Raw genomic sequence first — 25,534 nt, 5'->3', positions numbered from 1 at the left:
ACTCTTTTATCGGCCCCATCGCATAGCGATTGCGCCCCACGTTAATCCGCCACCAAAACCTACCATTACAATCACATCGCCGTCATGAATTTTTCCGGCTTCGATTTCTTCACATAGTGAAATTGGAATAGATGCTGCTGATGTGTTTCCATATTTATGGACTGTCTTCGACATTTTTTCAACTGGCAGCTCTAGGCGTTCGCGGGCTGCTTCCATAATGCGAATATTTGCTTGATGCGGAATCAAGAAGTCAACGTCTTCTTTTGATAGTCCAGCTTTTTCGATGACGTTTACGCTTGACTCGCCCATTTGTCTTACAGCAAATTTAAATACTTCTCGTCCATTCATGATTGTATGATCTTTTTCATCTAAGTACAAGTGCTTACCGCCTCTTCCGTCGGCTCCAAGCTCAAATGAGAGAATTCCTTTCCCTTCGCTGACCTCTCCTAACACAGCAGCACCTGCTCCATCTCCAAACAGAACAGCAGTATTGCGGTCATCCCAGTCGGTAATACGAGAAAGTTTTTCAACGCCAACGACGAGCACGTGCTTGAACGTACCTGATTCGATAAATTGTTTTCCAGTAACAAGCCCATACATAAAGCCAGCACACGCAGCGCTAATATCCATTGCACATGCTTTATGTGCACCGAGCTGCTCTTGAATCATACAAGCGACTGTCGGAAATGCTTGATCTGGCGTGACTGTTGCCACAAGAATCATATCGATATCTTCTGCAGCTACATCTGCGTCAGCTAATGCTTTTTTTGCAGCAGCAAGCGCCATATGTGATGTATTGACATCATCAGAAGCAATTCTTCTTTCTTCTATACCTGTTCTAGTACGAATCCATTCGTCAGAAGTTTCAACCATTTTTTCTAAATCAAGATTTGTTAACACTTTTTCAGGTATGTAGCGGCCAAGGCCAATAATTCCAGCATTCATTGAATAAGACTCCTTTTACTCATACGAGCATGTGATATTGTGATCTTATATTAGTATCTGGTACTAATTTTACCTTATTTTTTTCTCCTTGGCAATACAAACGTCTAACCTTTCCTCTCACTTTTTTCATAGATTATTGATATACCGATAGTAGAAAGGAGCATTTGATATGGCACAAAAAGATATTTTTTCGGCGATGATGTTTGGACAGCCGCTTGAAAAGGAGAAAGGCAAGACAGAAGCAAAGGAGGAACGAGCAGAAACAACTTCAAGTGAAGACTCCATTGACTACATGCATGTCATGAATCAAATTGGGAACATTATGAACTCCATAGATGAATTGAAGCCTGTGTTTAAAGATGTTGGGCCTATGATTAGTGCCTTCAAAAAAAAATTATCATAAAAAAAAGCCACTATTCTGTGGCTTTTCCTGATTCTGCATCTGCTTTTCCAAGCTCATATGCCTCTTGCATGACAGATGTAAACAATGATAAAAGCGGCTGAAGAGCTTCGGGCTCAAGCTGAATACCTGCTTTATCTAATTCTTCTTTTGCCTGAGGAAAATACTTCATGGCAATTTGTAAAAACTCCATCGATTTTTCTTGCTGCATCGTCGTATCCTCACTTTTCATTTGGCAGTTTGCCAGTTTTTTTGTAAGTCGCAATATCACTTTCAATGTCTTTCAAAAAAGCACGGTCAATGGTAGAACTAAATTTCCCCATTTCGATCACTCCTTCTTTAAAGTCAAAGGAGTACTCACCTTGTGCATTTAGCTTGCCTTCATTAAATTTCTTCGCAATAATACCGTACGCTTTATCCACATGCTGGACTGTGCTTGTTAAAACGGTATGGCTGCCGAGGTTGGATTGATCGGTGACATATCCGATCGCTGATAAATTATCGGCTTTGATTTGTTCAATGACAGGGATATTATAACCATCACCTGCTGGATATACAACATCTACGCCTTGTTTTTTCAATTTTTGATAGAGCTCCACGGCTTTGTCCGCATCATCCCAGTTTTCGACAAACTCAGCAAGCACTTGTACATGTTCATCTTGATATTTTGCACCTTTGATAAAGCCGTCTACTTCGCTTTGCCAATCATATGTAGCAAGAATACCAATCTTTTTTGATTTTGACATATGTGCTGCTGTCATGCCTCCGAAAAAGCCCATCGCTTCACCTTTAAACGTCACATTCGCAACATTATCCGCCTGAGGCTTGTTTCCATTTACCGTGATAAATTGTGTTTTCGGATAATCTTCACTGATTAAATTGAAAATTTCGCTGTATTCATTGCCATGGCCAATAATCAAATTGACTCCTTTTTTGTGAAATTCTTCAATGGCATCAACGATTTTCTCTTTGTCGACCATTCCTTCCTTATAATAAACATCTACACCAAATGTTGATTGAATATTTAATAAGCCTTTATAACCTTTCGTTCCCCAAACTTGATCATTAATAGTATCGGGGACGAGTAAACCCACCTTCTCAATCTGTCCTTTTAAAGGTGCCTGTGAGCAGGCAGATAATAGGAGAAGGAACGAAAAGATCATGACAAGCCGCTGATACTTCATGCCATGTTCAACTCCCTTTGCCACATGCAGGCATGAACCTGTATGTTAAATATAGGTTTATTTTATACTGAAAAAAGATAAGATGGAAGATCATTCTTGCTTTTTGTCGAAAAATGTTGAGTTTTGTCTTTTCCATTCTGCTATCATTTCTTCTGCTTGTTTGTCATCTATTTGTCTTTCTACCTTCAATTCATGTGTCATTTCCTGTCTTTGTTCAGAGCCCGATGCCCACTTGAACAAATCCCTAGCTACATCTTCTACAAAAAATGCTTCTTCACGCTTCGTTCTTTCTTCATCAAGTGTCCATGGTCCAAACATGCGCGGTAGAATAACTGCCGGCACATTCTGGTTGGATGATTTGTCTTCGGTTTTTTCGTAAAGAACACGGTACATGCCATGCGCCGCTTTCAAGTCTTCCTGTCTTTTATCTGATTCATCTGATTGAATAAAGATCAGATCATACGTGTCTTTTCCATCCTGAAGGTCAATGACACGGAAAAGCTCATTTCTGCCAAGCCACATCATTCGTTCTTCTAATAACATCTTTTGCTCTTCTGTTTGATCATGAGGACATGTGATGTCCACTTGAATGCCCTCTTTCATCATATATTCACACAGCGCTAGGCCAAAAAATTCATCTGCCCCTATGATCAGTCCTGTCTCCATGTTCATGTCCCCTTTTTTAGCTTATCGAATAAAAAGAAGAGCCCTTTCCATGAAGGGCTGTTATCATCCTATTCATCACAATTCTTTTTCATGCGATTTATAAAACTTGTGAATGGATTGAAAGATTCTTCTCGGATGATCAAACATATGCAAGGTGAGATCGATCTGACAATGCTCTGGATTCTTCATGTGCTGATCAATAAAAGGCTTTGCATGCAGTTCATATGCATAGGGTGCACCGTTTAGTCTTTGCCATATGTGAATTGGTACATGAGCAGAATGAACAGGGCAAGCCGGGAGCTGATACGTTTCCGCTTCCTTTTCAGAACAGCCGTAGCTCTTCGCTAATTCTTTGATTAGCTGTTTATAAAAGAATTTGTGTTCCTTTTCTCTTTCTCGTTGTGCATGGAGATGCAGACATGGATTCACCAGTGCAATGGATCTTAGCACTTCTGGCATCTCTTCTGCAAGACTCATAGCAACGAGTGCGCCCATCCCCTCTGCCAGCACATGAATTTCTCGGTTTAATATTTCTTGTTTTAATGTGTGATGAACGAGCTGCTTTGCACTAAAAACAGCATCTTCGCATCCCCAGTGATTCCCATGAAGATGACTATTAAACAATGTATATCCTTCATCCTTTAAGGCAGTTAAAAGCTGGTTTCTTCCATAGTGCTGAAGCCAGAATGATGTATTTTCCTGCACAAAGTGATTTCGGTCACCGAGGATAAGAATGCCAAAGCCATTTGGTTTTTGAGGAAGGTGAATGACGTTCCACTGGGAACCAAGCTGGAAAAACCGTTCGCTTACACCCATATGGCCAGCCTCCTTTCAGTGATTCTGCTTTCTATGATATGAACAACAACTCTTGTAGGAATAAGGAAATCCCCTAATGACAGAAGAATTCTTTTTATTTTTATAGCAGAAGGTCTAAAAATGGTCACATAAAGGCTAAAACAGTCTTTTCCCCTCACTCGTATCTATGGTATGATAATCAATAGATTGTTACATAAAGGACGGTGGGATTATGCATTATATTATCACCCTCATTTGGACTTTTCTGCTGACACATATGGCTGGTTACATCGTTGCTTCGATGAATGGCGCTGCTTATGACTTTACTTTGACTTCTATTCTTGCAGTGGTGTTTACGGTTATTTTATTCATCTTTGCTGAAGTAAGTCCAATGAAAGAAACGGAAAGTTCAACAAAACACTCTTAATACGTAAGAGATGAATGTGAGAAAGAGCTAAAATGATCTTGATTTTAGCTCTTTTTCTTTTTATGAAAAGAGGTACGCTAAAACCCCCTGCAGCCACAGGGGGTTTTTTATTGCCTACACCTCGACGGTTTCGGACTTCTGTTTGTCTGCTGTCAAATGACTTTTCGCAAGCCCTGTAAACAGGAAGATTGCGATACCTGATAAAATTTCAAGGACCCCACCGCCAGCAATGACAGGTCCCGCTCCAAATCTTTCTGCCAGGACGCCTGATACGACAGCTGCAAGCGGGAGGAAAACATTTGATGAAGCATTGATCACTGCGTATACTTGCGGCTGATCATCTTGGTCGACAGACGTTTGAATAATGACCATTTCAGGTACATTGATCGCACTAACGGCGGCACCGAATATAAAGGAAGCAAGTAAAACGATCGGCAGCCATGTACTCATCCCTGTGATAAAGAATGCAGCCCCTTCAATCATACCTGCGACAATAAAGAACAAACCAAATCTCTTAATTTTCACTTTCGCTAGAGCAAAGCCCATCATAAAGGCACCTACTGCAGCAACACCTCTTAAAATGGAATACACCATGGAATCGCTTTGCAATGCTTCTGCTACATATACAGCAGAAAGTGCCTGCCACGGAGCTGCGGCGACATTCATTAAAATACAATACAACGTCAGCGCAAATAAAATATGATGATTTTTAACGACGAGAAACCCTCTTTTTAAGTTATACAAATATGTATTCTTTGCTTGTTTAATGCCTGCTGCTTTGTCTTCATCGGTTTTCTTTAATTTAACGCCGATAATAAACAGGCCGGATATGATAAATAAGGCAGTGGTGATAAGCAGGGTATCTGCAGGTCCGATTAATTTCACTAAAAGACCAGCCACCATGACTGCTGCAAGTGCAACAATTTCAAAAGAAGATTGCAGGATGGCGTTTGCTTTTTGAATCAGATGCTTCGGTACAATCTGAGGTAAAATCGCCACAGAAGCTGGGTTATACGCTGCACCAGTTGCCGATTGAATAACCATTAATGAGATCAATAACCATAAAGGCAATAGATGCGAAAAATGCAGTAGCGGAATAATGAGTACAATGGTTGCTCGAACGACGTCTGAAGCGAACATCCATTTAGACAAATGGTGCTTTTTCATAAGAGGTCCTAGTATTGGGGCTAGCAAAGATGAAGGAAGTACGGTTACTGCTAGGAGAAGTCCTGTACCGAGCGCTCCATCCCCTCTCAAAATCAATAGCCAAAGGACGGATGTAAAAGCAAAACTTTCTCCTGTGTTTTTAATAAGTCTTGATATGAATAATGAGGTGAAGCGTTTATTCCAAACACTTTCACTGAGATTCGTCTTTTCCATCACACAAATCCTTTCAACAATATATTACAATTACATATTTTACCTTATTTTCTCTTTTATTCATACTATTTATTTGAAAATTTGAACTTAATTGTTTTTTATTATAAAGAAAAAAGAGGCATGACACATGCCTCTAAAGACTTATTCCAACCGACTCTTAGTCAATTGCTTACGGCTTTCTCTGATAGGTCCAAACACGGTTATGGTTTGAGTTATCCGGAAAGACGTCACCTGCTTGAAGCTTAATCTTTAAAGGATCTTTCACCATACTGCCGGTTTCACCGATCTCGACATACACACCATTATTTGGTGCTTTATTCCCTGATTTAAACTGATGCTGCTGACCCATTTCCATCCTCCTTTCTCGATGATGTTATTATGTCCCGTGACTTGCCTCTCCAATCCTTTATGCAAAAAGTCCCTGCTCCTACGAGTCAGGGATGCTTTTCATTTATTTGGTTTGTTGATACATGAGCTCTTTGATTAATGCTTTTTGTACATGCAGGCGGTTTTCTGCCTGCTGAAATACTTTTGAGTGCGGTCCATCAATAATGTCTGCTGTCACTTCTTCTCCGCGGTGTGCTGGGAGACAATGAAGGAAAATATAATCTTTTGCTGCATGACGCATTAGTTCATCATTGACTTGATATTCTTTAAATTCAGCAAGGCGTTTCTCTGTTTCTGCTTCCTGCCCCATGCTTGTAAACACATCAGAATAAATGACATCTGCATTTTGGACAGCGGCGACAGGATCTGTCGTAACGATGACTTCTGCGCCTGATTGTTTTGCAAACTCACGTGCTGTGTCTGTTACTTCTTGAAGTGGTTCATAGCCTTTCGGAGATGCAACTGCAATATCACAGCCTAGCTGCGCACAGCCAACCATCAAGGAGTGCGCCACATTATTTCCGTCACCGATGTAGGCGACTTTGATTCCTTTTAATGTTCCTTTTGCTTCTTTTATTGTCAATAAATCAGCAAGTGCCTGGCATGGATGGGAGTAGTCAGTCAGCCCATTGATGACAGGAATGGACGCATATTGTGCCAGCTCCTCGACCTTCTCATGTTCAAAGGTTCGAATCATAATGCCGTCTACATAGCCAGACAGCACCTGCGCTGTATCACTGATCGTTTCTCCTCTGCCGATTTGCAAATCATTTGAGCTGAGGAAGAGCGCATGTCCCCCAAGCTGCGTCATTCCCGCTTCAAATGATACACGGGTTCTAGTTGACGATTTTTCAAAAATCATCGCTAATGTTTTCCCTTTGAATAAATCTTGGTATGGGTTTTGTTTCATTTCTTCCGCTTTTTCAATTAAATAAGCAATGTCATTGATTGAGAAATCTTTTAATGATAAAAAGTCTTTTCCGTATAATGTCGGTTGCAGGTCAACTTGACTCATGCCGTCACTTCCTTTTTGTATAATTCTTGGAGCGATACTGGTGATACATCTCCATTTTCCCCTTGCAGGAATGCTTGAACGGTTTCATATTCGGTTAGAACTTGGACGCCATGTGTGAGTGCTTTTACGCGTTGCTCTTTTGCCTCTTCATCTTCGCCTAAATGGATATGAAGGGATTTATCTTCGTTTTGCAGCCAAGTGTCAAAGCTGTCCGTCCAGACATCAAAACCTGCATGTTTTGCTTCATCTACCAATTGTTCACTGCCTTTTATAAATAAGCTGCCTTTCTGATGCCAGATTGACGCAAACACTTTTTTCAAGGCGCTTTCGGCGTTCTTACCTACACACATTCCTTCTCCTGTCGCTTTCATTTCAGGTGTCAGCTTTAAGTCAATATCTTGAATGGCATGTGATGAGAAAACTGGGAATTTGACCGCTGTTCCCCCTTTGTTTTTCGTTACTGGGTTCAGTTCTTGAAGCGTTGCACCCGCTAATAATTGAGTCGCAAGCGGAATCATGTCAATGCCCATTACCTTGCTGACAACTGGAACGGTCCGGCTTGCCCTCGGGTTCACTTCTAGTACAAGCGCCTGATCCCCTTTGATCACAAATTGGATATTCATAATGCCCTTAAACGATAATTTATTCGCTATTTGTTCGGACGCAGTATGCACCTGCTGTTTGATGTCTTCACTGATGGAGACACTTGGTAGGATGGCAAAGCTGTCACCTGAATGGACGCCCGCTTTCTCAATATGCTCGACGATCGTTGGGATGAAGGTCGTTTTTCCGTCAGAAATCAGATCCACTTCAACTTCTTTTCCAGTGACATACTCATCAATTAAAATTGGGTATGGCAAATGATCTGGCTGATCAAGTAGTGACGTCAAATGCGCTTCTGACTGGACAACCATCATTCCCATTCCGCCAATGACATACGATGGGCGAATTAACACAGGGTAACCGATGCTTTTAGCATGCGTGAGTGCTTCTTCTTTAGAATGAGCTGTATCTCCTTTTGCATGAGGAAGGTTCAGTTCATCAAGAAGCTGATAGAACAGATCACGATCTTCCAGCGCATCTAGCGTGTCAAAAGATGTACCTAACAACGTAATGCCCGCTTTTTCTAAGCCTTCTGCTACATTGATGGCAGTCTGTCCGCCAAATTGAACGATCACAAAATCAATTTGCTCTGCTTCCACAACGTTTAAGATGTGCTCTAATGTAATGGGCTCAAAATATAAACGATCTGCAATTTCATAATCCGTACTGACCGTCTCGGGATTGTTGTTCATCATGATGGTTTCAAAGCCAAGCTTTTGCAAGGTAAGAACGCCATGCACCGCACTATAGTCAAACTCGACTCCTTGCCCAATTCGAATTGGACCAGAGCCAATGATGAGTGCACGCTGTTTTGTTTTCTCTTGATGCTCTCCATCACTTTTACCAAAGTATGTGGAATAGAAATAGTTCGTTTTTGCATCAAATTCCGCTGCACATGTGTCGACAATTTTAAATGAAGCCGTAATGCCATATTCTTGACGAAGCTGTCTAATAGCATCTTCACTATTGCCTGTTAGAAGAGCAATCGTTTCATCAAGGAACCCCTTTTCCTTTACCTTTTTCAAGGTGTCTTTAGAGAGCGTTCCATCATGGTTCTTCAATTCCTGTTCGAGCGTGATCATATTGTTGAACACATGTAAGAAGAATAGATCGATTTTCGTCGCTTGATGGATCGCTTCAACCGTTTCCTTTCTTGAAAGAAGCTCCATAACAGCGAAGAAACGTCGATCGTCTGGTGTTTTGACAAGCTCAAATAGTTGTTCAGTCGATTGACCTTTCAATTCTGGCAGGTGGAAGCCCTTTGTTTTAATTTCAAGGGAGGCAACGGCTTTTTGGATGGCTGACTCTAAATTACGGTCAATCGCCATGACTTCACCCGTCGCTTTCATTTTTGTACCTAATTGACGATCTGCCTGTTTAAATTTATCAAACGGCCAGCGCGGGAATTTCACGACGACATAATCGAGTGCCGGCTCAAAACTAGCATAAGTTGTGCCTGTGAGCGGGTTTTTGAGTTCGTCTAGTGTATAGCCTACCGCAAGCTTTGCTGCCATTTTAGCAATCGGATAGCCCGTTGCTTTTGAGGCAAGAGCGGATGAACGGCTAACCCGCGGATTCACCTCTATGACAAAGTATTCTTTACTAAGCGGATCAAGGGCGAATTGGATATTACATCCACCGACTACATCGAGTGCTGAAATGATTTTCAGGCTCGCTGAACGAAGCATTTGATAATCCTGATCCGTTAATGTTTGCGAAGGTGCAACGACAATTGAGTCTCCTGTATGCACACCAACTGGATCGATATTTTCCATATTACAAACCGTGATACACGTATTTTGACGGTCTCTCATGACCTCATATTCCACTTCTTTAAAGCCCGCGATGCTTTTTTCAACTAAACACTGATGAATCGGGCTCGCTAAAAGGGCTCCTTCAATAAGTGGTTTAAACGCTTCCTCTGTTAAAGCGATTCCGCCGCCCTTACCGCCAAGTGTGTATGCTGGTCTTAGGATGACTGGAAAGCCTACTTCTTTTGCAAATTGAAGGGCATCCTTTGCATTATCCACAATTTCACTATCTGGCACAGGTTCGTTCAACTGCTTCATGAGAGCACGGAATTTCTCTCGATCTTCACCGTTTTCAATTGTTTCAACTGACGTTCCGAGCAGGGTTACTCCGTGCTTTTTCAGCACACCGGCTTTTTCTAGCTCGACAGCAAGGTTTAAAGCGGTCTGTCCGCCAAGGTTGGCTAAAAGACCATCTGGTTTTTCCTTTTCGATGATTCTTGTCACTGAATCAACTGAAAGCGGTTCAAAATAGATTTCATCAGCAAATGATTCGTCTGTCATAATGGTTGCTGGGTTGTTATTCACTAAAATCACTTTGTAGCCCTCTTCTTTTAGGGCCATACATCCTTGTGTTCCTGAGTAATCAAATTCTGCTGCCTGACCAATGATGATTGGACCAGACCCGATGACTAGAATGGTTTGTATGCTTTGATCTTTAGGCATGTGCGACTTCTCTCCTTGCTTGTTTCACTTTCTCAATAAAATCATCGAATACCCATTCACTTTCAGCAGGCCCTGGGTGTGCTTCTGGATGAAATTGAACTGACATAATGAGCTTCTCTTTATGAATGAATCCTTCGACAGATCCATCATTAACATGAAGGAATTTCACGTCCACTTCTTTGTCATTCATGCTTTTTTCATTCACCACATAGCTGTGATTCTGACTTGTCATGAACACACGTTTGGATTCTGTATCTTGTACAGGGTGATTCGCCCCGCGGTGGCCAAATGGAAGTTTATACGTATCCCCGCCAAGTGCAAGAGCGATTAATTGATGACCTAAGCAGATCCCAAGTGTCGGGAAAGTCATCATGATCTCATGAATGGTTTTTAAATATGGCTTCAATGTTTTGGGATCTCCAGGTCCATTTGATAGCAGGACCGCATCTGGCTTCATTTCAAACACCTTTTCCAGCTGTTTGTATGGAATGACGGTTACTTTACAGCCGCGCGCTTCAAGCGAATCTGCTATTGATTTTTTAAAGCCAAAATCAATAAGCGCTACATGTTCCTCGCCGCTGCCTTGAGTGTAGATTTCCTCGTCTGTCACCTGTGCAACCACATTGTCTTGTTTCATGGCCGGCGGTGTTTCGTTTTCGTCTACACTGATCACAGCGTTCATCGTCCCATTTGCCCGAATGTTTTGCACGACTGCACGTGTATCTGTATGTGTCAGAAGCGGGATGTTCCACTTCTGTAAATAATCTTTTAAGCTAACCGCAGCAAGATGGTGAGAGAAATGATCGGCTGCTTCATACACAACGACCGCTTTCACTTGTGGTTTTTTGCTCTCAAAGTCTTCATGATTAATGCCGTAATTTCCGATTAGTGGATATGTGAAAACAATGATTTGTCCCTTATAGGAAGGATCTGTGAGTACCTCTTGGTAACCTGTCATCCCTGTAAAGAAAACCACTTCACCTGTCTTGCCAGCTTCTCCTGTCAGATCTCCTTCAAAAGAGGCTCCATCTTCTAAATTTAAATAACCTTTCATGCTTGTGTCACCCCAAATTGAATAATTAGTAATATAAATGAATTTTTATGCGTTTTGGTGTAAAAAAATTTATACCGTCACTGTTTCATTTGCTAAAACATGAGTAATCGCTTCTATTGCTTGATCTATTTCTGCTGTTTCTACATTCAGCGGAGGCAATAACCGAATCACATTCGGACCAGCTGGAAGTACTAGCAATCCTTGTTCTCTCAAAGCTGTGATATAATCCCCCACTGGCTGATGACATTCAATCCCTGCCATCAATCCTTTTCCGCGTACTTCTTTTACGATATTCAGTTGTTTCAGATCTTGCAGCTTTTCTAACAGATAAGCGCCTTTTTCTTTCACTTCTGTCAGAAACTCATCTTTGAAAATGACATCGAGTGTTGCATTCACTGCTGCCATGGCAAGCATGTTGCCACCGAAGGTTGTTCCGTGTGAACCTGGTGAGAATGCGTCTCCTAAAGCCTTTTTCCCGATGATTGCACCGACTGGGAAGCCATTCCCTAATCCTTTTGCAGAAGAGATAATATCAGGATCAAGTCCCGTTTGTTCGTATGCAAATGCTGTTCCTGTACGTCCTATACCCGTTTGAATCTCATCTACGATCAGAAGTGCTTCATGCTTTTGGCAAAACGCTTGAACAGCTTCTAGAAATTCTGTTGTCGCTGGATTTACGCCACCTTCTCCTTGCACAACCTCGAGCATCACCGCTGCCACATTATCGACTTCACATGCGGCAATCGCTTCTGGATCATTAAACGGTACATAATGAAAGCCTTCCAGCATGGGGCCAAAACCCGTTTTGATTTTATCTTGACCTGTAGCAGCCATACCAGCATACGTACGCCCATGAAAAGAGTGCAAAAATGTCACGATGTTTGTTTTCACTGTTGCTTTACGCGCTAATTTGATCGCACCTTCATTTGCCTCAGCTCCGCTATTACAGAAAAACACGAGATCCCCTGAACTGTTTGCAGCCAGTTTTTCTGCTGCTTTTTCTTGCAGTCCATTTTCAAATAGATTCGATACATGCCAGACGTGATCAAGCTGTTTCTTGATGGCTTGATTGACCTTTGGGTGATTGTGACCGAGATTTGTGACTGCTATGCCTTGTATAAAGTCTAAATATTTTTTCCCATTTGTATCGACTGCCCAAGAACCTGCTGCCTCTTTAATTTCAATATTCCACCGTCCATATGTTTGAAAGAGATGACTCACAGGACCGCCTCCTTTTCCTTCACAATTCTTGTTCCTTTAAAGGTTTCCCCTGTAAAGATACTGCCTTTGCCATTGACGATCATGACTTCATCCACATCTCCTGATAGAGCATTCAAAGCGGATTGTACTTTTGGAATCATTCCCCCGGAAATAATGCCTTCATCAATGAGCGTGAGAGCTTCTTGTTCGGTGACAACATCTAATAATTCACCATTTTTTAAAATGCCTTCGACATCTGTCACAAACATGAGCTTATCAGCTTTCATCGCTCCTGCGACAGCTGATGCTGCTAAATCAGCGTTTACGTTTAACGTTTGGCATTCTTCTGTCATAGACAGTGGTGCAATCACAGGAATAAATTGTTTCTCCATTAATGCTTCTGCCATTTCTGGATGCACTTCTTTGATTTCACCAACGTACCCGTACACGTCTTGATCAAGAAAATCAGCGACAAGCATCCGTCCATCTTTGCCAGACACGCCAACAGATGAGATATCATGCTTTGCGAGCTCTGATACAAAGTATTTATTGACCGTTCCTGAAAGGACCATTTCGGCTACCTCTAATACTGGCTTCGTTGTTTTGCGCTGCCCGTCAACAAATTCTGTTTTCACTTCTAATTTTTGAAGCATGTTCGTGATTTCAGGGCCTCCGCCATGGACGATAGCCAGCTTAAACCCAGCAGCTTGAAGTGAGCGGACATTTTCGTAAAAGGTATCTGAAAGTTCTCGAATGACACTGCCGCCACACTTGAATACGATCGTTTTATCCATGTCTATCTCCTTCATTATGTGCGATAGCTCGCGTTAATTTTCACATAATCATAAGTAAGGTCACAGCCCCATGCCGCTGCTTCACCATTTCCCTCATTCATTTGAATTAAAATCGTGATCTCATCCTGCTCTAGATACGCTTTTGCTTCCTCTTCAGAGAATGGCTGCGGTTCATTATGTTTAAACAGACATTGCCCGCCTAAATACACTTCTACCTCTTGTGGTGTGACTGACGCTGCGCTATGGCCAATCGCTCCGATGATACGCCCCCAGTTGGCGTCGGTGCCATATACGGCTGTTTTCACTAGACTTGAACCGACGATTTTCTTCGCTATGATGCCGGCTTCTAAATGATTTTTAGCACCAGTGACTTGCGCTTCAATTAATTTCGTTGCACCTTCTCCGTCTCTAGCAATATCTTTGGCAAGATCCTCACAAGCTAGCTTTAATCCTTCTTTGAACAATGGCCATTCTGGATGCTCTTCATTTAGAATTTCATTTTCTGCCATGCCATTTGCCATCACGAGTACCATATCGTTTGTCGATGTTTCTCCGTCGACGGTAATTTGATTAAAGGTTACATCTGTAATATCACGAAGTGCGTTTTGCAGAGCTTCTTGTTCGACATTTGCATCTGTTGTCACGAAGCCAAGCATTGTTGCCATGTTCGGATGAATCATGCCAGAGCCTTTCGCTGCACCTGAAATGAGAATCTCTTTGCCGTTTATCGTCAGGGTGTATGTTGTGTTTTTAATGACTGTATCTGTCGTTAAGATGGCCTCTTCAAAATGACCATTTCCTGCTTTTGCTTCTTTCAGCTGAGTGATGCCTTTTTTGATTTTATCCATATCCAGACACTCTCCAATGACACCAGTAGAAGAAACAGCAATGTAATCAGGTTCTACCCCTAACATATCTGCGCAGGCTGCCTGCATTTCGTATGCGTCTTTCAAACCTTGCTCACCGGTACATGCATTGGCGATGGCACTATTGACAATGACACCTTTTAATTGCCCTGTCTTTTTTAAGCTTTTCTGAGTGACTTGTAGAGGCGCAGCTTGAAAGTGGCTTTGTGTGTATACCGCTGCACTCGCTGCCGGCACTTCACTGACGATCAGTCCAAGGTCTTTTTTTGAATAACGTAATCCAATATGAATCCCCTTTGCTTCAAAGCCTTTTGGTGATGATACGTCACCGTCTATTTTAACAATGCTTTTTTCATTCAATTCGATCATGTTTGTTGTCTCCCTTGTTCTTATGGATAGAGAGGTGTCATTGTGAGGCCCGCCTCTTCATCTAAGCCTTTGATGATGTTGAAGTTTTGAACCGCTTGACCGGCTGCGCCCTTCATGAGATTGTCGATCACAGACACAATTGTGAGTCTGCCTGTACGTTCATCTAAATGAAAGCCAATGTCACAGAAATTACTGCCGTATACTTCCCTTGTTTGCGGATATACTTCGTGATCTCTCACTCTGACAAAATAGGAATCTTCATAAAAGCCTTTCATATGCTTCATCAATTCCTCTTTTGTGATATCTGAATTCAGCTGAGTATACATCGTCGCCATAATCCCCCTTGTCATCGGAACAAGGTGCGTTGAAAATGTAATGTTCGCCGTTTGCGGATTCCATTCTCTTAATATTTGCTCTATTTCAGGTGTATGTTGATGTTCATTTACCTTATAAATTTTGAAGTTGTCGTTTAGCTCTGAAAAATGCGTTCCAAGTGAGGCAGATCGTCCTGCACCGGACACTCCTGTTTTTGCATCTATAATGATCATAGATTCATCGATTAGATTCTGTTTCATCAGCGGTGCTAAACCGAGAAGAACTGCGGTAGGGAAGCACCCTGGGTTTGCAATGACTTCAGCCTGCTCAATCGTTTCACGATTCAATTCCGATAACCCATACACAGCTTGTTGAACAGATGCTTGATCAGCTGCACTTCGTTTATACCAAGCTTCATAGGTTGCACCGTCTTGAATACGCAAATCACCTGATAAATCAATGATAGGCACTCCTTGGTTCATGAGCTTCGGTGTGAGTTCACTTGATACGCCTGCTGGTGTCGCTAAAAACACAGCATCTGTTTCTCGCACAATGGCAGCAGGATCAATGGCTTTTAATGTTTGATCAGTAATCGTTGTTAGATGCGGATAAGATTGACTGTATAATTGTCCATCACCACTCGATGAATACAATATACATTCATCGACATGTGGATGCTGCTTGAAGATACGAACTAATTCCGCACCACCGTATCCCGTAGCACCTATAATACCTATTTTCAACGTCAATACACCCTCTTGATCTTTGTGAAATTATTTAACATTATAACATGTATAAAAATTAATTCAATTGTATATTTAATATTTCTTTTCATTTTTTTTCATAAAAAAATCCACATATCTTCATGAGACATGCGGATTTATCTTTCATATTTCATCATGATGACTATGAGAGCACTGCATAAATATAATATGGAGCTTGCATAAAAAATGAAATAAACGGTAAAGAAATCTGCAAACAGGCCGCCAAGCATAATGGCTATCGATGAAAAAAGAGCTGTCCAAAAATGATAGCGGCCGACCTCTTTCATTCTTTTGTTCTCTGTTGTCAGTTCCGTGACAAGCAGTTTTTCCCCGTGCTTTTGAAAGCCGCCAAGCGCACCAAGTGCAAGCTGAATCATATACACCTGCTCCACTTCTGTTATATGCGGAAATAGCAGTAAAAGAAATGCCATACCGAACGAATGAATAATTAAAAAGAGCCGCCTGTCAGTAGTTTCGGGCAGTTTTCCTAAGAGTAAATGAATAAACGCTCCGCTTAAACCAAACAAGCCATAGGCAAGACCAAACTGTGAATAGCTTGAACCAACATTTTTAATAAAAAGAATGTAAAAAGGGAAAATCAAACTGCTGGCGAAAAACAGCAGGCTTTGTGAGTAAACGAACCATTTCATTGCTTTTGCATTCATTGTGTATTGTACCTTTCATAAAAGTAATTGATAAATCTGCCATCTGGATCTGCTTGCTGTTTCTTTTGGAAGAATACATCGGTTTTAGGATAGGCCCGCTTCATTTGCGCTTTCGTTTGATAAGGCATGTACGGTAAGTAATAGCTTCCATGGTGCCGAAGCGTGATATCTGTCATTTGCCGGATGATCCGCTCTGCTTCTGCCTTCTTTTCTTTCTCAAAACCATAATTCACTAAAAGAACAAGGGCAAACATATCTTCTTTCGCATATGAGAGATCCGCTTTTTCATTTTTTTGTACGTATCGTATCGTAATGTTCATTAAATTCAATTCTTCCTGTTGTAAATAGCTTCTCATGTCATCAATGTACGCACGAAAGCGGTCCACTGGGACGAAATATTCCTGAAGCACATCTGTATCTGACTCATTTTCATATTCTAAAAAAGCAGAATCTGAGCGCATCACATTGTTTCTTGTGATCAGCTGATCATTTTGACTTTGGAAATACTTCTTTTGTAAATGCCAGAGTAGATCTTTCCCCATATCAAATCTTCTTGAAAGGCCGAGCATAAATTTGAGTGGCATGACGAGTTGATCCTCTTTCAGCTCTTGATATGATTCGATCTCTTGTTGTGAAGTGAGGGAATAATTCGTTACATACATCTCTTTCAAAAAGTTTGTTTTCGCTGTTGAGATTCTGGCAAGATGCATGCGTACTTCTTTATTTTGTTTGACATGTTTTTGAAAATAATTGCTGTATTCGCGATAATCAAGAGAGGTTGTCTCCATTTTGTATAACTCATCTTTCGTTAACGAAAGCTCAACATCTAAAATGACGCCGAACAAACCATATCCGCCAATCACGGCAGTAAACAAATCATCGCCCGGCTTCACTGTAACGATGTCCCCATCTGCCTGAAGCAGCCTGAAGGAACGAACTGTGTCTATGAGTGAGCCGTAGCGAATGTCACGTCCATGTGCGTTTGCACTGAGAGAACCGCCAATCGTGAAGATATTCTGTGATTGCATGACCTTCACGGCAAGGCCATATGGGTTCACATATGTTTGTATATCATCCCATGTAACGCCGCTTTGGACCCTAATCGTTTTCTTTTTTTCATCAAATGCTAAAATCTGACGGAATTTGGTCATATCGAGCACGATGCCATTTTCATAATACGTGTGGCCACCCATGCTATGCTGTTTCCCTGCAATTGATATCGGCAGGCTTTTTGCTTTCGCTTCTTTTAATACTTCTTTTAAAGTATCTATTTCTTTTCCTTGAACGATTTTTTTTATTTTGACAGGCATGAGATGACTGACATCTGTAAAGGCTTCTAGATCTTGGCTTTTGTGTGCTTGCTCCTCACGAATGGTGATTGACGCAAAAAATGCAGCTGCGTATCCCATGAAAAGAACAATCCATAACCATTTTCGTTTCATTATAGGTACTCCGTTCTATGAAATTACACCCATTATATCGTACTATTCTCTTCCTCCACCTTATTTTTTCATAAAAAATGCCTGGCATGAGTTCAACTCATACCAGGCATTTTTATTTGTGCTTATTGAATACCGAGTGCAATTTTTGCGTATCTTGACATTTTGTCTCGTGTCCAAGGCGGATTCCATACGATGTGAACTTCTGTTTCTTTCACTTCTGGAAGATCACTTAATGCTTTTTTCACTTCATCCACGATAACTGGTGCAAGGGGACACCCCATTGATGTTAAGGTCATCGTGATATCCGCTTTTCCATTCTCATCAAGATCGACATCATAGACAAGTCCAAGGTTGACGATGTCGACATTCAGTTCAGGGTCAATCACCTGTTCTAGGGCGCCTAAAATATTTTCTTTCAATGCTTCATCCATGATATCCACTCCTTTTCCATTAGTATAACGTACTTTTTCTTTTGACTAAACGTTTGTGCTTTTCAGATGTGTCACAAACCACTCAATCGTTTCAAACATTGCTTGTCTTGAGACCTTATGGCCAGCCCGTCCATCTGTGATAAAACGAATCAGGTGTGGATCTTCTTTATATTGGGTTGCTGCCAACTCGTCATAAAGAGCTTTTGCATGTCTGTAAGGGACAACTGGATCGTTTTCTGCATGCCAGAATAACAGCGGTCTTTTGTTTAATCGATCTGTTTGCAGCGTTAAATCATAAGGACGCAGCGCGTCTAATTGCTGATGAACCTCTTCGTCTGTAATCTCTTTCATCAACCCTTTGTGCCGCATGTCCATAATTTGTGCTTGTAGGAATGTCGTATATTTCGGACTGCCCATCAAGCTGACTGCCGCTTTAATCCAATCATGTTTTGCGAGTGCACCAAAGGTCGTGATGCCGCCCATGGAAGTACCTGCAACACCGATCAGATCGGCTTCAATCAAATGTTTTTCTTGAAAGTATGTTTTGAGTATATCGATTTCACGTATTTCGTTCAGGACAATTTCCCAGAACCTTGACGCCAGTTCCTCTAAGCTGAGGTTTTCTGATCTTACACCATGATAAGCACAGTCAGGCAAAATGACTCTCATGCCTTTTTCCGCCAAATGAAAGGCGAAGTGTAAATTGTGCTCGCGTGCACTTGTAAATCCGTGTATAAAAAATACAAGCGGCAGCGGTTTGTCTTTATTTTCAGCTTTTACGATATGTAAAAATGGAATATCGTGTTTAGTTTGCTCATCAATGGTGATCACAGCCTATGAATCCTCCTTTATCATTCCCGTCTTTGTTTATTTTAACATGTAGACAACAAAGATGTGATAAAGATACACTATAGGTAGAGGCGCCGCACGAACTGCCTCCTATCACTTACAGATCAAAGGAGATTTTATGGAGACTAAACCTTATCTAATCGCACTTGACCTGGATGGCACGTTATTAAAAGATGATAAAACCATCTCTGCGCATACACTTGACGTCATTCAAAAAGTGAAAGACAGCGGGCATCATGTCTGTATTTCAACCGGCCGGCCATTTCGTTCCAGCTCTCCTTATTATCAGCAATTACAGCTTGATTCACCCATTGTGAATTTTAATGGAGCGTTTGTCCATCATCCTCTTGATGAAAAATGGGGCAGATTTCATACGTCACTTGATCTTCAAGTCGTTAAACAGCTTGTAGACATTAGTGAGGAGTATAAAGTACACAATGTGCTAGCTGAAGTGTTAGACGATTTGTATTTCCATTATCATGATGAGAAACTCATTGATATATTTAATATGAATGCAAATAAAGTGACTGTTGGAGACCTTCGGGACAACCTTGGAGAGAATGTGACGAGCGTGTTAATTCACGCAAAAGAAGAGGACGTTGGAGCTATTCGAAGCTATTTATCAGATGTTCATGCAGAAGTGATTGATCATAGGCGATGGGCTGCCCCGTGGCACGTGATTGAGATCATTAAAACAGGCATGAACAAGGCCGTTGGACTGCAAAAGATCAGTGATTATTACGGCGTTCCACAGGAACGGATTGTGGCATTCGGAGATGAAGACAATGATTTAGAAATGCTTGAATTTGCCGGATGCGGTGTGGCAATGGGCAACGGAATTGATGCCGTGAAACGTGTCTCAAATGAAGTCACTGATACGAATGAACAAGATGGGATTGCAAAGTTTCTAACGAATTACTTCTCGCTTTAATTTTTCCATTCATACATAGCAGATGGAAGCGGGCATACTACCGTTAGACAGGTTGTCCTGTCAGCTTGTGTAAAGGGGCGGATTCCGAATGGGTAAAAGAAGCAAATCGAAACGCTTTATACAACAAGGTAAAGATTCAGTCAGTCTGCATGATGCACGTTTTCCTTATCGTTCTACACTTGAAGAAGTGTCAGACAAAGAAAATATGAAGACTGATGCTTCTGGAGGTTCATTGTGAGAAACGAACTTTTTGATCAAGCCAAATCATTTACTGAAGAAGCCCTTACTTCTTCATTTTCATCTGGGTTAGAGCGTCAACAGGCGGTCAAACGAGCCAAAAATGCCGTATCTTCTGCATTTGCCAATTCGACAGATGCAGAAAGAAACCAGCTACACACCTTCCAAGACTTGCTGGATGATCTCTAACATAAAAGAAGCTGTCCATTAAGGACAGCTTTTTCTGATTCTCATGAAGCTGAAAGCAATTATTTCACTTGGAATGTTTTCTTTTCCGTGATTTGCTTCAGCCCTTCTGCTTTTCCTTTAAATGTGACGACCGCTTCATACGTTCCCGGCTTGACACCATTTGACCACGTATCTTGAAAATCATAGGCTTCGCCTTTCTTTAGCACAAATGATTGGATGGCCTGAGTGAACATACGGTCTTTTGAATAGCGGTATTGTTCATTTCCGTTTTCGTCATACACACTGAGCTCGAATTTTTGGCTTGTGTTAAAGGTAAATTCAATATCTCGATCTGATTCATTTTTCAGTGACATGTTAAATTGAACCGAAGAACCTTTCTGGACGGGGTCTACTGTGAGTACAACCGTTTTTTCTCCCATTTGACCGGATACCTCCTTGTCTGGTTCATCCTTTTTTTGTTGTCCACAAGCGGTTAAAATCAATACAACGAGAAGAAGCACCAACCCTTTTTTCATACGCTACCCACCTTTTAATCTCGTCTGAAAAATCCAAGAATATTAGTTGTTTGCACAATATTTGTAAAAGCTTTTGGATCGACTTCTTTAATAATTTGTTCAAGTTCATACAGCTCATACCTTGTAATGACGATCACCATCATTTCTTTTGGCTCGTTGGTAAAAGCCCCCTTTGCAGGTACCGTCGTAATGCCTCTGACCATTTTTCCATAAATGGCTTCCTTGATTTCATCAGCCTTCTTTGTCACAATCATCGCGGTCAGCTTCTCATGTCTTGTATGGATGGCATCAATGACCCTTGTGGTCACATATAATGTGACAAGGGTATATAATGCTTTCTCCCAACCTTGTAATAATCCTGCTGTAAAAATGATGATACCATTTAAAATGAAGAAATACGTACCGACTGGTTTATCCTTCCACTTCGCCAAGATCATGGCTATGATGTCGAGTCCGCCTGTCGATGCCCCAAATTTGAGCGTGATCCCAATCCCTACTGCAGATATCACGCCGCCAAACACAGCATTTAGTAAAATATCATGTGAAACACTCGTTTCTGGTAAGATGCCGAGGAAAATGGTCGTCAGGGCAACACTGATAATGCTGTAAAACGTAAAGGAACGGCCCACTTTCATCCAGCCTAAAATGCCGACTGGAATATTTAAAATAAATAATAGAATTCCTGTGGATACATAAAATGGGGCATATTGATCCATTAAGCTGGATAACAGCTGGGCTACCCCTGTAAACCCGCTCGCGTATACATCAGCTGGGATTAAGAATAAATTCAGTCCAATCGCATTGAGCAGTGCACCAATGACGACGACAATGAGCTTTTTTGCTTCTCCGATGAACATATTGTCATTCCTCCACTTACCATTCTCTCTATGGTTTTCCCTAAAATTTAGAATTTGAACACGAAAAAGTGATTTCTGTGATATAGTTAGGCTAAAAAGTTGCAAAATATGGCTGATTTTTTTAGAAAGAAGGGATTTTGATGACTGTTCATATCATAGCAGACAGTGCTGCTGATCTGCCTCTTTCTTATTATGATGAACATAACATGACGCTTATTCCGCTCCGTGTATTGCTTGGCGAAGAGGAATTTGAAGATTTGATCACCATTGAACCAAAACAAGTATTTGATGCGATGAGACAAGGCGCCAGCCCAAAAACGTCACAAGCTTCACCAAACCGAATCAAAGAAGCCTTTGTTTCTCTCGCACAAAACCATACATCTGCAATCTATGTTGCCTTTTCATCAGAGCTTTCCGGTACATACCAAACGGCTGTGATGATGGCAAACGAAGTGAAGGAAGAATACCCTGATTTTGATTTACGAATCATTGATTCTAAATGTGCTTCACTCGGCTATGGGCTTGCTGTCAAACACGCTCAATCACTTGCCATTGACGGAAATACAATACAAGAAATTGAAACGTCTGTAAAGCATTTTTGCGAATCTTTACAACATATTTTTACTGTAGACGATTTATCGTATTTAGCAAGAGGCGGAAGAATCAGTAAAGCGTCCGCATTTGTTGGTGGTTTATTGAGTATTAAGCCCATTTTACACGTCGAGGACGGAAAGCTCATCCCCCTTGAGAAAATCCGCGGACGTAAAAAGCTGTTGAAACGCATTATTGAACTGATGAAAGAACGTGGAACGGATTGGTCAAATCAAACTGTTGGCATTAGTCATGGTGATGATCCTGCACTTGCAGAAGACATGAGAGAATTGATTGAAGCCGAATTTCATCCAAAAGAAATTGATATTCAGATTGTCGGCGCAGCTGTTGGGTCCCATTCAGGCCCAGGCACGCTTGCCATCTTCTTTACAGGCAAACCATCATAAAAAGCACCCTTCCCTGACACATCACGGGAAGGGTGCTTTTCTTATGACTTATGAAAGTTTAAAACGATGGACGGTTTCATTTAACCTTGCCGTCATGCTCATAAGTTCTTCTACTTGTTTGTTCATTTGATGGAATGATTGCAGCTGTTCATTGGCAGAGGCAGAAATTTCTTCACTGCCAGCTGCTGTTTCTTCTACAACCGCACTAATATTTTCAATCGAGTTGAGCACTTGTCCGCCAAGCTCTGTTGATTGAACAATTTGGTCATTTAAGACCGCCATTTCTTGTTTAATGTGCTGCGCTTTTGTTTCTATATCTTCAAAGGAGTGTGAGGTTTTGTCCATCGCATCCTGCTGTTGAAGTGAAAGTTTGACTCCTTCTTTGACAGTTTGACTAATGGATTGAATGCCTCTTTCAATATGACTGACCATATCAAAGATTTGTCTTGTAGCGTTAGATGATTCGTCGGCAAGCTTACGAATTTCATCTGCGACAACGGCAAAGCCTTTTCCAGCCTCACCTGCTCTTGCCGCTTCGATCGCCGCATTTAGCGAAAGTAAGTTTGTCTGATCCGCAATGTCAGAAACTGTTTTGGCCATAGCCGAGATCCCGCTGGCATATTGAGTGAATTCTCCTGCCGACTGTTCGATTTGTCTTGTGGCATGTGTGTTTTTTTCAATCGCCGTTTTGGTTTCTGTTAACGTGTGCTTTCCACTTTCTACTGCTTCTATCGCATCCTCTGTACTTTGGATGACTGTTTGTGAACGTTCGGAATTTTTACGTCCATGCTGATCCATCTTTTCAATCAAGCTGACGCCATGCTGGAGATCCTCTGAAATGGCTTGTGACCCATTTGCCATCTCGTCTGTCGAGACAGATACTTGATTTGCAGATTCCATCAGCTTTTTGTTTTCATCATCTAACTGGATCGAGAATGTCTCTACTTGACTTGAGACATTACTGATTTCTTTAATCAAACTAATCAGTTGATCTGTCATTTGATTAAAGGATTCATTCAAGCCGCCGATTTCATCCTTACGCTGAATGTCCATCCGCTCGACAGCAAGGTTGCCTTCTGCGATCTGCTTCGCTCTGTAGGAAAGTGATTTAATTGGTGTCACGATGGATCTTGTTAATCCAATATTTAAAAAGACAGCAATGACGATCAGTGTAAAGGCTGCAACGAGTGCACTTGTGATGATCCATTGCACATTATCCGCTGTATTCTCTAGATTTTGTTTATACGCTTCTTCCGCTCTTTTATTCATTGTATGCACGTCGTTTAAGACGCCATCAATTCTTGCTGCTACCCGTCTTGCATCTGATGCATTTTTTTCACCAATGGCACCATTCGCTTCCTTGGTCCACGTATCATATTTTGCATTTAACCTTGTTAGTGCATCTTTATTGATATTACCTGCATTTTTGTTTAACGTTTGCAGCTGTTTTTTTGCTGTAGAAATATCGGTTTGAACAACTTCTAGCTGTTCATCAGACAGTGTCATTGAGTAATTGGTCATGGCTTGTTCGACACTTTCAAAGCTTGCTTTTGTTTTTTGAACGTTTAATAAGGTTTGAACTTCTGTTTCATTTGATGATTGGATCTTTGTCATACTAACTATGATAAAGGCGATGACGCCAACTGCTAAAAGAAGTGAGACGAGTGAGTTGAGTAAAATTTTGATGCGCAAGCTCATGATGCGTCCCCCTCTTCTTTTAGCAATTTCTGCTTCAGTTCATTTACTTTTTTGGTCAATGCTTCAGCATTCTTCAGCACCCGAATTCTTGCCATATCGATTCCGTCATTGCTTAAGTCGTAAATAACATGCCCATTTTTGATTTTGTTGCTCTTGACGAGCTGTTCGCTGAATTGATAGACCACTTCGTCGACATTTTTTACCATGGACGAAATCACCGTTTTTTCAGCGGTGTAGTACTGATCACTATCTACACCAATGGCATACTTGCCCTCTGATTGTGCTTCTTTTAATACACCAACACCTGTATAGCCTGCTGCGGCATATAAAACATCTGCTTTCTTTTTGATCATGTCTTTGGCTATTTTACTGCCTTTGCCCGCATCACTAAACGTATTGGCATAGGTGGATAAGATCTTAATTTTCGGGTTCACTGATTTGGCGCCTTTTTGGAACCCCTTTTCAAAACGATGAATCACATCCGCATCGACACCGCCAACAAATCCAATGACATCACTTTTTGTTGTCATCGCAGCAAGTGCGCCTGCTAAATAGCTGCCCTGCTCTTCTTTAAACGTCACGGAGGTTACGTTTTTTAGCTCAGATACAGCATCAATGAGCAAGAACTGCTTCTTCGGATATTTCTTTGCGACTTTTTCTAAGTCTTCTTGCATACTAAAGCCTACCCCGATGACGAGGTCATTACCAGCTTTTACGAGCTCGGTCAGCCCTTTTTCATATGTATCGGTTTCTGCAATTTCTCTATAATCAAATTCAATTCCTAGGTCATCACGTGCTTTTTCTAATCCTTTAAATGACGAATCGTTAAATGATTGATCACCAAGGCCATCATCTGTGAGCATAACGCCAATATGCTTCGCATTTGATGCTGGTGGTTTCCCTTGTTGATTGCTGCATGCAGCTAACACCATAAGCATGGCTACCAACAGAAGTAATGAAATTTTCACTTTCATCCAAACACACACTCCTTTTATCATCCTTACTCCTTTCTTATCGGATTTGAGAGGCGTTGTTTCAATGATTATGTGAAGGTTTTCCAGATTTTTTATGACTTTTTTCACTG

The 25,534-nt window shown here is 41.3% G+C and carries 28 protein-coding genes; 6 read left to right on the top strand and 22 right to left on the bottom strand.

Features of this window, described 5'->3' with window-relative positions; translation table 11 throughout:
* Positions 1–6: 6 nt before the first annotated feature.
* Positions 7–945, bottom strand: a complete 939-nt coding sequence (locus ACQYAC_RS18745; protein WP_012009552.1) for a beta-ketoacyl-ACP synthase III — start codon at positions 943–945, stop codon at positions 7–9.
* 169 nt (positions 946–1,114) lie between these two features.
* Between ACQYAC_RS18745 and ACQYAC_RS18740 the strand changes: the two genes are divergently transcribed.
* On the top strand, positions 1,115–1,348 hold the full coding sequence (locus tag ACQYAC_RS18740; protein ID WP_058014311.1) for a hypothetical protein: 234 nt from the start codon (positions 1,115–1,117) through the stop codon (positions 1,346–1,348).
* A gap of 10 nt (positions 1,349–1,358) precedes the next feature.
* Here ACQYAC_RS18740 and ACQYAC_RS18735 read toward each other — a convergent pair whose 3' ends face one another.
* The 4 genes from ACQYAC_RS18735 to ACQYAC_RS18720 all read right to left on the bottom strand — a co-directional run bounded on the left by ACQYAC_RS18735 (position 1,359) and on the right by ACQYAC_RS18720 (position 4,011).
* Positions 1,359–1,556 carry a ComZ family protein gene (locus ACQYAC_RS18735; protein ID WP_058014495.1) on the bottom strand — a complete coding sequence of 66 codons (198 nt, stop codon included), beginning with the start codon at positions 1,554–1,556 and terminating at the stop codon, positions 1,359–1,361.
* A gap of 10 nt (positions 1,557–1,566) precedes the next feature.
* The gene (locus ACQYAC_RS18730) at positions 1,567–2,529 is read right to left on the bottom strand and encodes a BMP family ABC transporter substrate-binding protein (protein WP_058014312.1); all 963 of its coding nucleotides are present in this window, start codon (positions 2,527–2,529) and stop codon (positions 1,567–1,569) included.
* Positions 2,530–2,619: 90 nt separating this feature from the next.
* On the bottom strand, positions 2,620–3,195 hold the full coding sequence (locus ACQYAC_RS18725) for a nad binding enzyme (RefSeq protein WP_429943878.1): 576 nt from the start codon (positions 3,193–3,195) through the stop codon (positions 2,620–2,622).
* 75 nt (positions 3,196–3,270) lie between these two features.
* Positions 3,271–4,011, bottom strand: coding sequence for a hypothetical protein (locus ACQYAC_RS18720; protein WP_058014314.1), 741 nt, complete (start codon positions 4,009–4,011; stop codon positions 3,271–3,273).
* Between the two features lie 211 nt (positions 4,012–4,222).
* Between ACQYAC_RS18720 and ACQYAC_RS18715 the strand changes: the two genes are divergently transcribed.
* On the top strand, positions 4,223–4,417 hold the full coding sequence (locus tag ACQYAC_RS18715) for a YjzD family protein (RefSeq protein ID WP_003211779.1): 195 nt from the start codon (positions 4,223–4,225) through the stop codon (positions 4,415–4,417).
* Between the two features lie 114 nt (positions 4,418–4,531).
* Here ACQYAC_RS18715 and ACQYAC_RS18710 read toward each other — a convergent pair whose 3' ends face one another.
* From ACQYAC_RS18710 to ACQYAC_RS18650, 13 genes are all read right to left on the bottom strand, one after another.
* Positions 4,532–5,797, bottom strand: a complete 1,266-nt coding sequence (locus tag ACQYAC_RS18710; RefSeq protein WP_429943877.1) for an MFS transporter — start codon at positions 5,795–5,797, stop codon at positions 4,532–4,534.
* 169 nt (positions 5,798–5,966) lie between these two features.
* A complete protein-coding gene (locus ACQYAC_RS18705; RefSeq protein WP_003211282.1) occupies positions 5,967–6,146 on the bottom strand; it encodes a YjzC family protein in 180 nt (59 codons plus the stop codon).
* A gap of 102 nt (positions 6,147–6,248) precedes the next feature.
* On the bottom strand, positions 6,249–7,199 hold the full coding sequence (gene argF / locus ACQYAC_RS18700; protein ID WP_144462346.1) for an ornithine carbamoyltransferase: 951 nt from the start codon (positions 7,197–7,199) through the stop codon (positions 6,249–6,251).
* The gene (locus ACQYAC_RS18695) at positions 7,196–10,276 is read right to left on the bottom strand and encodes a carbamoyl phosphate synthase large subunit (RefSeq protein WP_429943876.1); all 3,081 of its coding nucleotides are present in this window, start codon (positions 10,274–10,276) and stop codon (positions 7,196–7,198) included. Before ACQYAC_RS18695 ends, argF begins: the two co-directional genes overlap by 4 nt.
* The gene (locus ACQYAC_RS18690) at positions 10,269–11,330 is read right to left on the bottom strand and encodes a carbamoyl phosphate synthase small subunit (protein WP_429943875.1); all 1,062 of its coding nucleotides are present in this window, start codon (positions 11,328–11,330) and stop codon (positions 10,269–10,271) included. The genes ACQYAC_RS18695 and ACQYAC_RS18690 overlap by 8 nt, the downstream gene beginning before the upstream one ends.
* A gap of 69 nt (positions 11,331–11,399) precedes the next feature.
* Positions 11,400–12,551, bottom strand: coding sequence for an acetylornithine transaminase (locus tag ACQYAC_RS18685; protein ID WP_429943874.1), 1,152 nt, complete (start codon positions 12,549–12,551; stop codon positions 11,400–11,402).
* On the bottom strand, positions 12,548–13,324 hold the full coding sequence (argB, locus tag ACQYAC_RS18680; protein ID WP_058014320.1) for an acetylglutamate kinase: 777 nt from the start codon (positions 13,322–13,324) through the stop codon (positions 12,548–12,550). Before argB ends, ACQYAC_RS18685 begins: the two co-directional genes overlap by 4 nt.
* Positions 13,325–13,338: 14 nt before the next feature.
* Positions 13,339–14,559 carry a bifunctional ornithine acetyltransferase/N-acetylglutamate synthase gene (gene argJ / locus ACQYAC_RS18675; protein WP_339165482.1) on the bottom strand — a complete coding sequence of 407 codons (1,221 nt, stop codon included), beginning with the start codon at positions 14,557–14,559 and terminating at the stop codon, positions 13,339–13,341.
* 20 nt (positions 14,560–14,579) lie between these two features.
* Entirely contained in the window at positions 14,580–15,617 is a 1,038-nt protein-coding gene (argC, locus tag ACQYAC_RS18670) for an N-acetyl-gamma-glutamyl-phosphate reductase (RefSeq protein WP_429943873.1), read from the bottom strand.
* Positions 15,618–15,754: 137 nt separating this feature from the next.
* The gene (locus ACQYAC_RS18665; protein WP_012009539.1) at positions 15,755–16,303 is read right to left on the bottom strand and encodes an MFS transporter; all 549 of its coding nucleotides are present in this window, start codon (positions 16,301–16,303) and stop codon (positions 15,755–15,757) included.
* Positions 16,300–17,745 carry an FAD-binding oxidoreductase gene (locus tag ACQYAC_RS18660; RefSeq protein WP_339165479.1) on the bottom strand — a complete coding sequence of 482 codons (1,446 nt, stop codon included), beginning with the start codon at positions 17,743–17,745 and terminating at the stop codon, positions 16,300–16,302. The genes ACQYAC_RS18665 and ACQYAC_RS18660 overlap by 4 nt, the downstream gene beginning before the upstream one ends.
* A 122-nt stretch (positions 17,746–17,867) precedes the next feature.
* Positions 17,868–18,176, bottom strand: coding sequence for a metal-sulfur cluster assembly factor (locus ACQYAC_RS18655; RefSeq protein WP_003211530.1), 309 nt, complete (start codon positions 18,174–18,176; stop codon positions 17,868–17,870).
* A 45-nt stretch (positions 18,177–18,221) separates the two neighbouring features.
* Complete coding sequence (locus ACQYAC_RS18650) at positions 18,222–19,007, bottom strand: alpha/beta fold hydrolase (protein WP_429943872.1); 786 nt, start codon at positions 19,005–19,007, stop codon at positions 18,222–18,224.
* Between the two features lie 136 nt (positions 19,008–19,143).
* Here ACQYAC_RS18650 and ACQYAC_RS18645 point away from each other — a divergent pair, with 136 nt between their 5' ends.
* The 3 genes from ACQYAC_RS18645 (at position 19,144) to ACQYAC_RS18635 (ending at position 20,382) form a co-directional block, all read left to right on the top strand.
* Positions 19,144–19,956 (top strand): Cof-type HAD-IIB family hydrolase, encoded by an 813-nt coding sequence (locus ACQYAC_RS18645; protein ID WP_117729925.1) that lies wholly within the window; start codon positions 19,144–19,146, stop codon positions 19,954–19,956.
* 88 nt (positions 19,957–20,044) lie between these two features.
* Positions 20,045–20,194, top strand: a complete 150-nt coding sequence (locus ACQYAC_RS18640; protein WP_058014325.1) for a hypothetical protein — start codon at positions 20,045–20,047, stop codon at positions 20,192–20,194.
* Positions 20,191–20,382, top strand: coding sequence for a DUF3813 domain-containing protein (locus tag ACQYAC_RS18635; RefSeq protein WP_024425070.1), 192 nt, complete (start codon positions 20,191–20,193; stop codon positions 20,380–20,382). Before ACQYAC_RS18640 ends, ACQYAC_RS18635 begins: the two co-directional genes overlap by 4 nt.
* A 59-nt stretch (positions 20,383–20,441) precedes the next feature.
* Here ACQYAC_RS18635 and ACQYAC_RS18630 read toward each other — a convergent pair whose 3' ends face one another.
* On the bottom strand, positions 20,442–20,897 hold the full coding sequence (locus ACQYAC_RS18630; protein ID WP_058014326.1) for a BsuPI-related putative proteinase inhibitor: 456 nt from the start codon (positions 20,895–20,897) through the stop codon (positions 20,442–20,444).
* A gap of 14 nt (positions 20,898–20,911) precedes the next feature.
* A complete protein-coding gene (locus ACQYAC_RS18625) occupies positions 20,912–21,754 on the bottom strand; it encodes a YitT family protein (protein WP_003211320.1) in 843 nt (280 codons plus the stop codon).
* Positions 21,755–21,894: 140 nt separating this feature from the next.
* Here ACQYAC_RS18625 and ACQYAC_RS18620 point away from each other — a divergent pair, with 140 nt between their 5' ends.
* A complete protein-coding gene (locus ACQYAC_RS18620) occupies positions 21,895–22,752 on the top strand; it encodes a DegV family protein (RefSeq protein ID WP_061407345.1) in 858 nt (285 codons plus the stop codon).
* 48 nt (positions 22,753–22,800) lie between these two features.
* Here the strand turns inward: ACQYAC_RS18620 and ACQYAC_RS18615 are convergent, their stop codons facing one another.
* Positions 22,801–24,450 (bottom strand): methyl-accepting chemotaxis protein, encoded by a 1,650-nt coding sequence (locus tag ACQYAC_RS18615; protein WP_429943871.1) that lies wholly within the window; start codon positions 24,448–24,450, stop codon positions 22,801–22,803.
* Positions 24,447–25,424 (bottom strand): BMP family lipoprotein, encoded by a 978-nt coding sequence (locus ACQYAC_RS18610; protein WP_429943870.1) that lies wholly within the window; start codon positions 25,422–25,424, stop codon positions 24,447–24,449. Before ACQYAC_RS18610 ends, ACQYAC_RS18615 begins: the two co-directional genes overlap by 4 nt.
* Positions 25,425–25,534: the final 110 nt, after the last annotated feature.

Origin of the sequence: Bacillus sp. MM09(2025) (assembly GCF_050496725.1) — a bacterium.
GTDB lineage: Bacteria > Bacillota > Bacilli > Bacillales > Bacillaceae > Bacillus > Bacillus pumilus.
Note: the sequence above shows the minus strand (reverse complement) of the source record. Positions and strands in the feature narration are given on the sequence as shown.

Coding starts and splice junctions, on each gene's coding strand:
- ACQYAC_RS18715 (WP_003211779.1), top strand. CDS start 4,223: ATGCATTATATTATCACCCTCATTTGGACTTTTCTGCTGACACATATG.
- ACQYAC_RS18625 (WP_003211320.1), bottom strand. CDS start 21,754: ATGTTCATCGGAGAAGCAAAAAAGCTCATTGTCGTCGTCATTGGTGCA.
- ACQYAC_RS18730 (WP_058014312.1), bottom strand. CDS start 2,529: ATGAAGTATCAGCGGCTTGTCATGATCTTTTCGTTCCTTCTCCTATTA.
- ACQYAC_RS18705 (WP_003211282.1), bottom strand. CDS start 6,146: ATGGGTCAGCAGCATCAGTTTAAATCAGGGAATAAAGCACCAAATAAT.
- ACQYAC_RS18620 (WP_061407345.1), top strand. CDS start 21,895: ATGACTGTTCATATCATAGCAGACAGTGCTGCTGATCTGCCTCTTTCT.
- ACQYAC_RS18610 (WP_429943870.1), bottom strand. CDS start 25,424: ATGAAAGTGAAAATTTCATTACTTCTGTTGGTAGCCATGCTTATGGTG.
- ACQYAC_RS18745 (WP_012009552.1), bottom strand. CDS start 945: ATGAATGCTGGAATTATTGGCCTTGGCCGCTACATACCTGAAAAAGTG.
- ACQYAC_RS18655 (WP_003211530.1), bottom strand. CDS start 18,176: ATGGATGAAGCATTGAAAGAAAATATTTTAGGCGCCCTAGAACAGGTG.
- argJ (WP_339165482.1), bottom strand. CDS start 14,559: ATGATCGAATTGAATGAAAAAAGCATTGTTAAAATAGACGGTGACGTA.
- ACQYAC_RS18660 (WP_339165479.1), bottom strand. CDS start 17,745: ATGAAACGAAAATGGTTATGGATTGTTCTTTTCATGGGATACGCAGCT.
- ACQYAC_RS18645 (WP_117729925.1), top strand. CDS start 19,144: ATGGAGACTAAACCTTATCTAATCGCACTTGACCTGGATGGCACGTTA.
- ACQYAC_RS18640 (WP_058014325.1), top strand. CDS start 20,045: ATGGGTAAAAGAAGCAAATCGAAACGCTTTATACAACAAGGTAAAGAT.
- ACQYAC_RS18725 (WP_429943878.1), bottom strand. CDS start 3,195: ATGGAGACAGGACTGATCATAGGGGCAGATGAATTTTTTGGCCTAGCG.
- ACQYAC_RS18710 (WP_429943877.1), bottom strand. CDS start 5,797: ATGGAAAAGACGAATCTCAGTGAAAGTGTTTGGAATAAACGCTTCACC.
- ACQYAC_RS18665 (WP_012009539.1), bottom strand. CDS start 16,303: ATGAATGCAAAAGCAATGAAATGGTTCGTTTACTCACAAAGCCTGCTG.
- ACQYAC_RS18615 (WP_429943871.1), bottom strand. CDS start 24,450: ATGAGCTTGCGCATCAAAATTTTACTCAACTCACTCGTCTCACTTCTT.
- argF (WP_144462346.1), bottom strand. CDS start 7,199: ATGAGTCAAGTTGACCTGCAACCGACATTATACGGAAAAGACTTTTTA.
- ACQYAC_RS18630 (WP_058014326.1), bottom strand. CDS start 20,897: ATGAAAAAAGGGTTGGTGCTTCTTCTCGTTGTATTGATTTTAACCGCT.
- ACQYAC_RS18690 (WP_429943875.1), bottom strand. CDS start 11,330: ATGAAAGGTTATTTAAATTTAGAAGATGGAGCCTCTTTTGAAGGAGAT.
- ACQYAC_RS18735 (WP_058014495.1), bottom strand. CDS start 1,556: ATGCAGCAAGAAAAATCGATGGAGTTTTTACAAATTGCCATGAAGTAT.
- ACQYAC_RS18740 (WP_058014311.1), top strand. CDS start 1,115: ATGGCACAAAAAGATATTTTTTCGGCGATGATGTTTGGACAGCCGCTT.
- ACQYAC_RS18720 (WP_058014314.1), bottom strand. CDS start 4,011: ATGGGTGTAAGCGAACGGTTTTTCCAGCTTGGTTCCCAGTGGAACGTC.
- argB (WP_058014320.1), bottom strand. CDS start 13,324: ATGGATAAAACGATCGTATTCAAGTGTGGCGGCAGTGTCATTCGAGAA.
- ACQYAC_RS18695 (WP_429943876.1), bottom strand. CDS start 10,276: ATGCCTAAAGATCAAAGCATACAAACCATTCTAGTCATCGGGTCTGGT.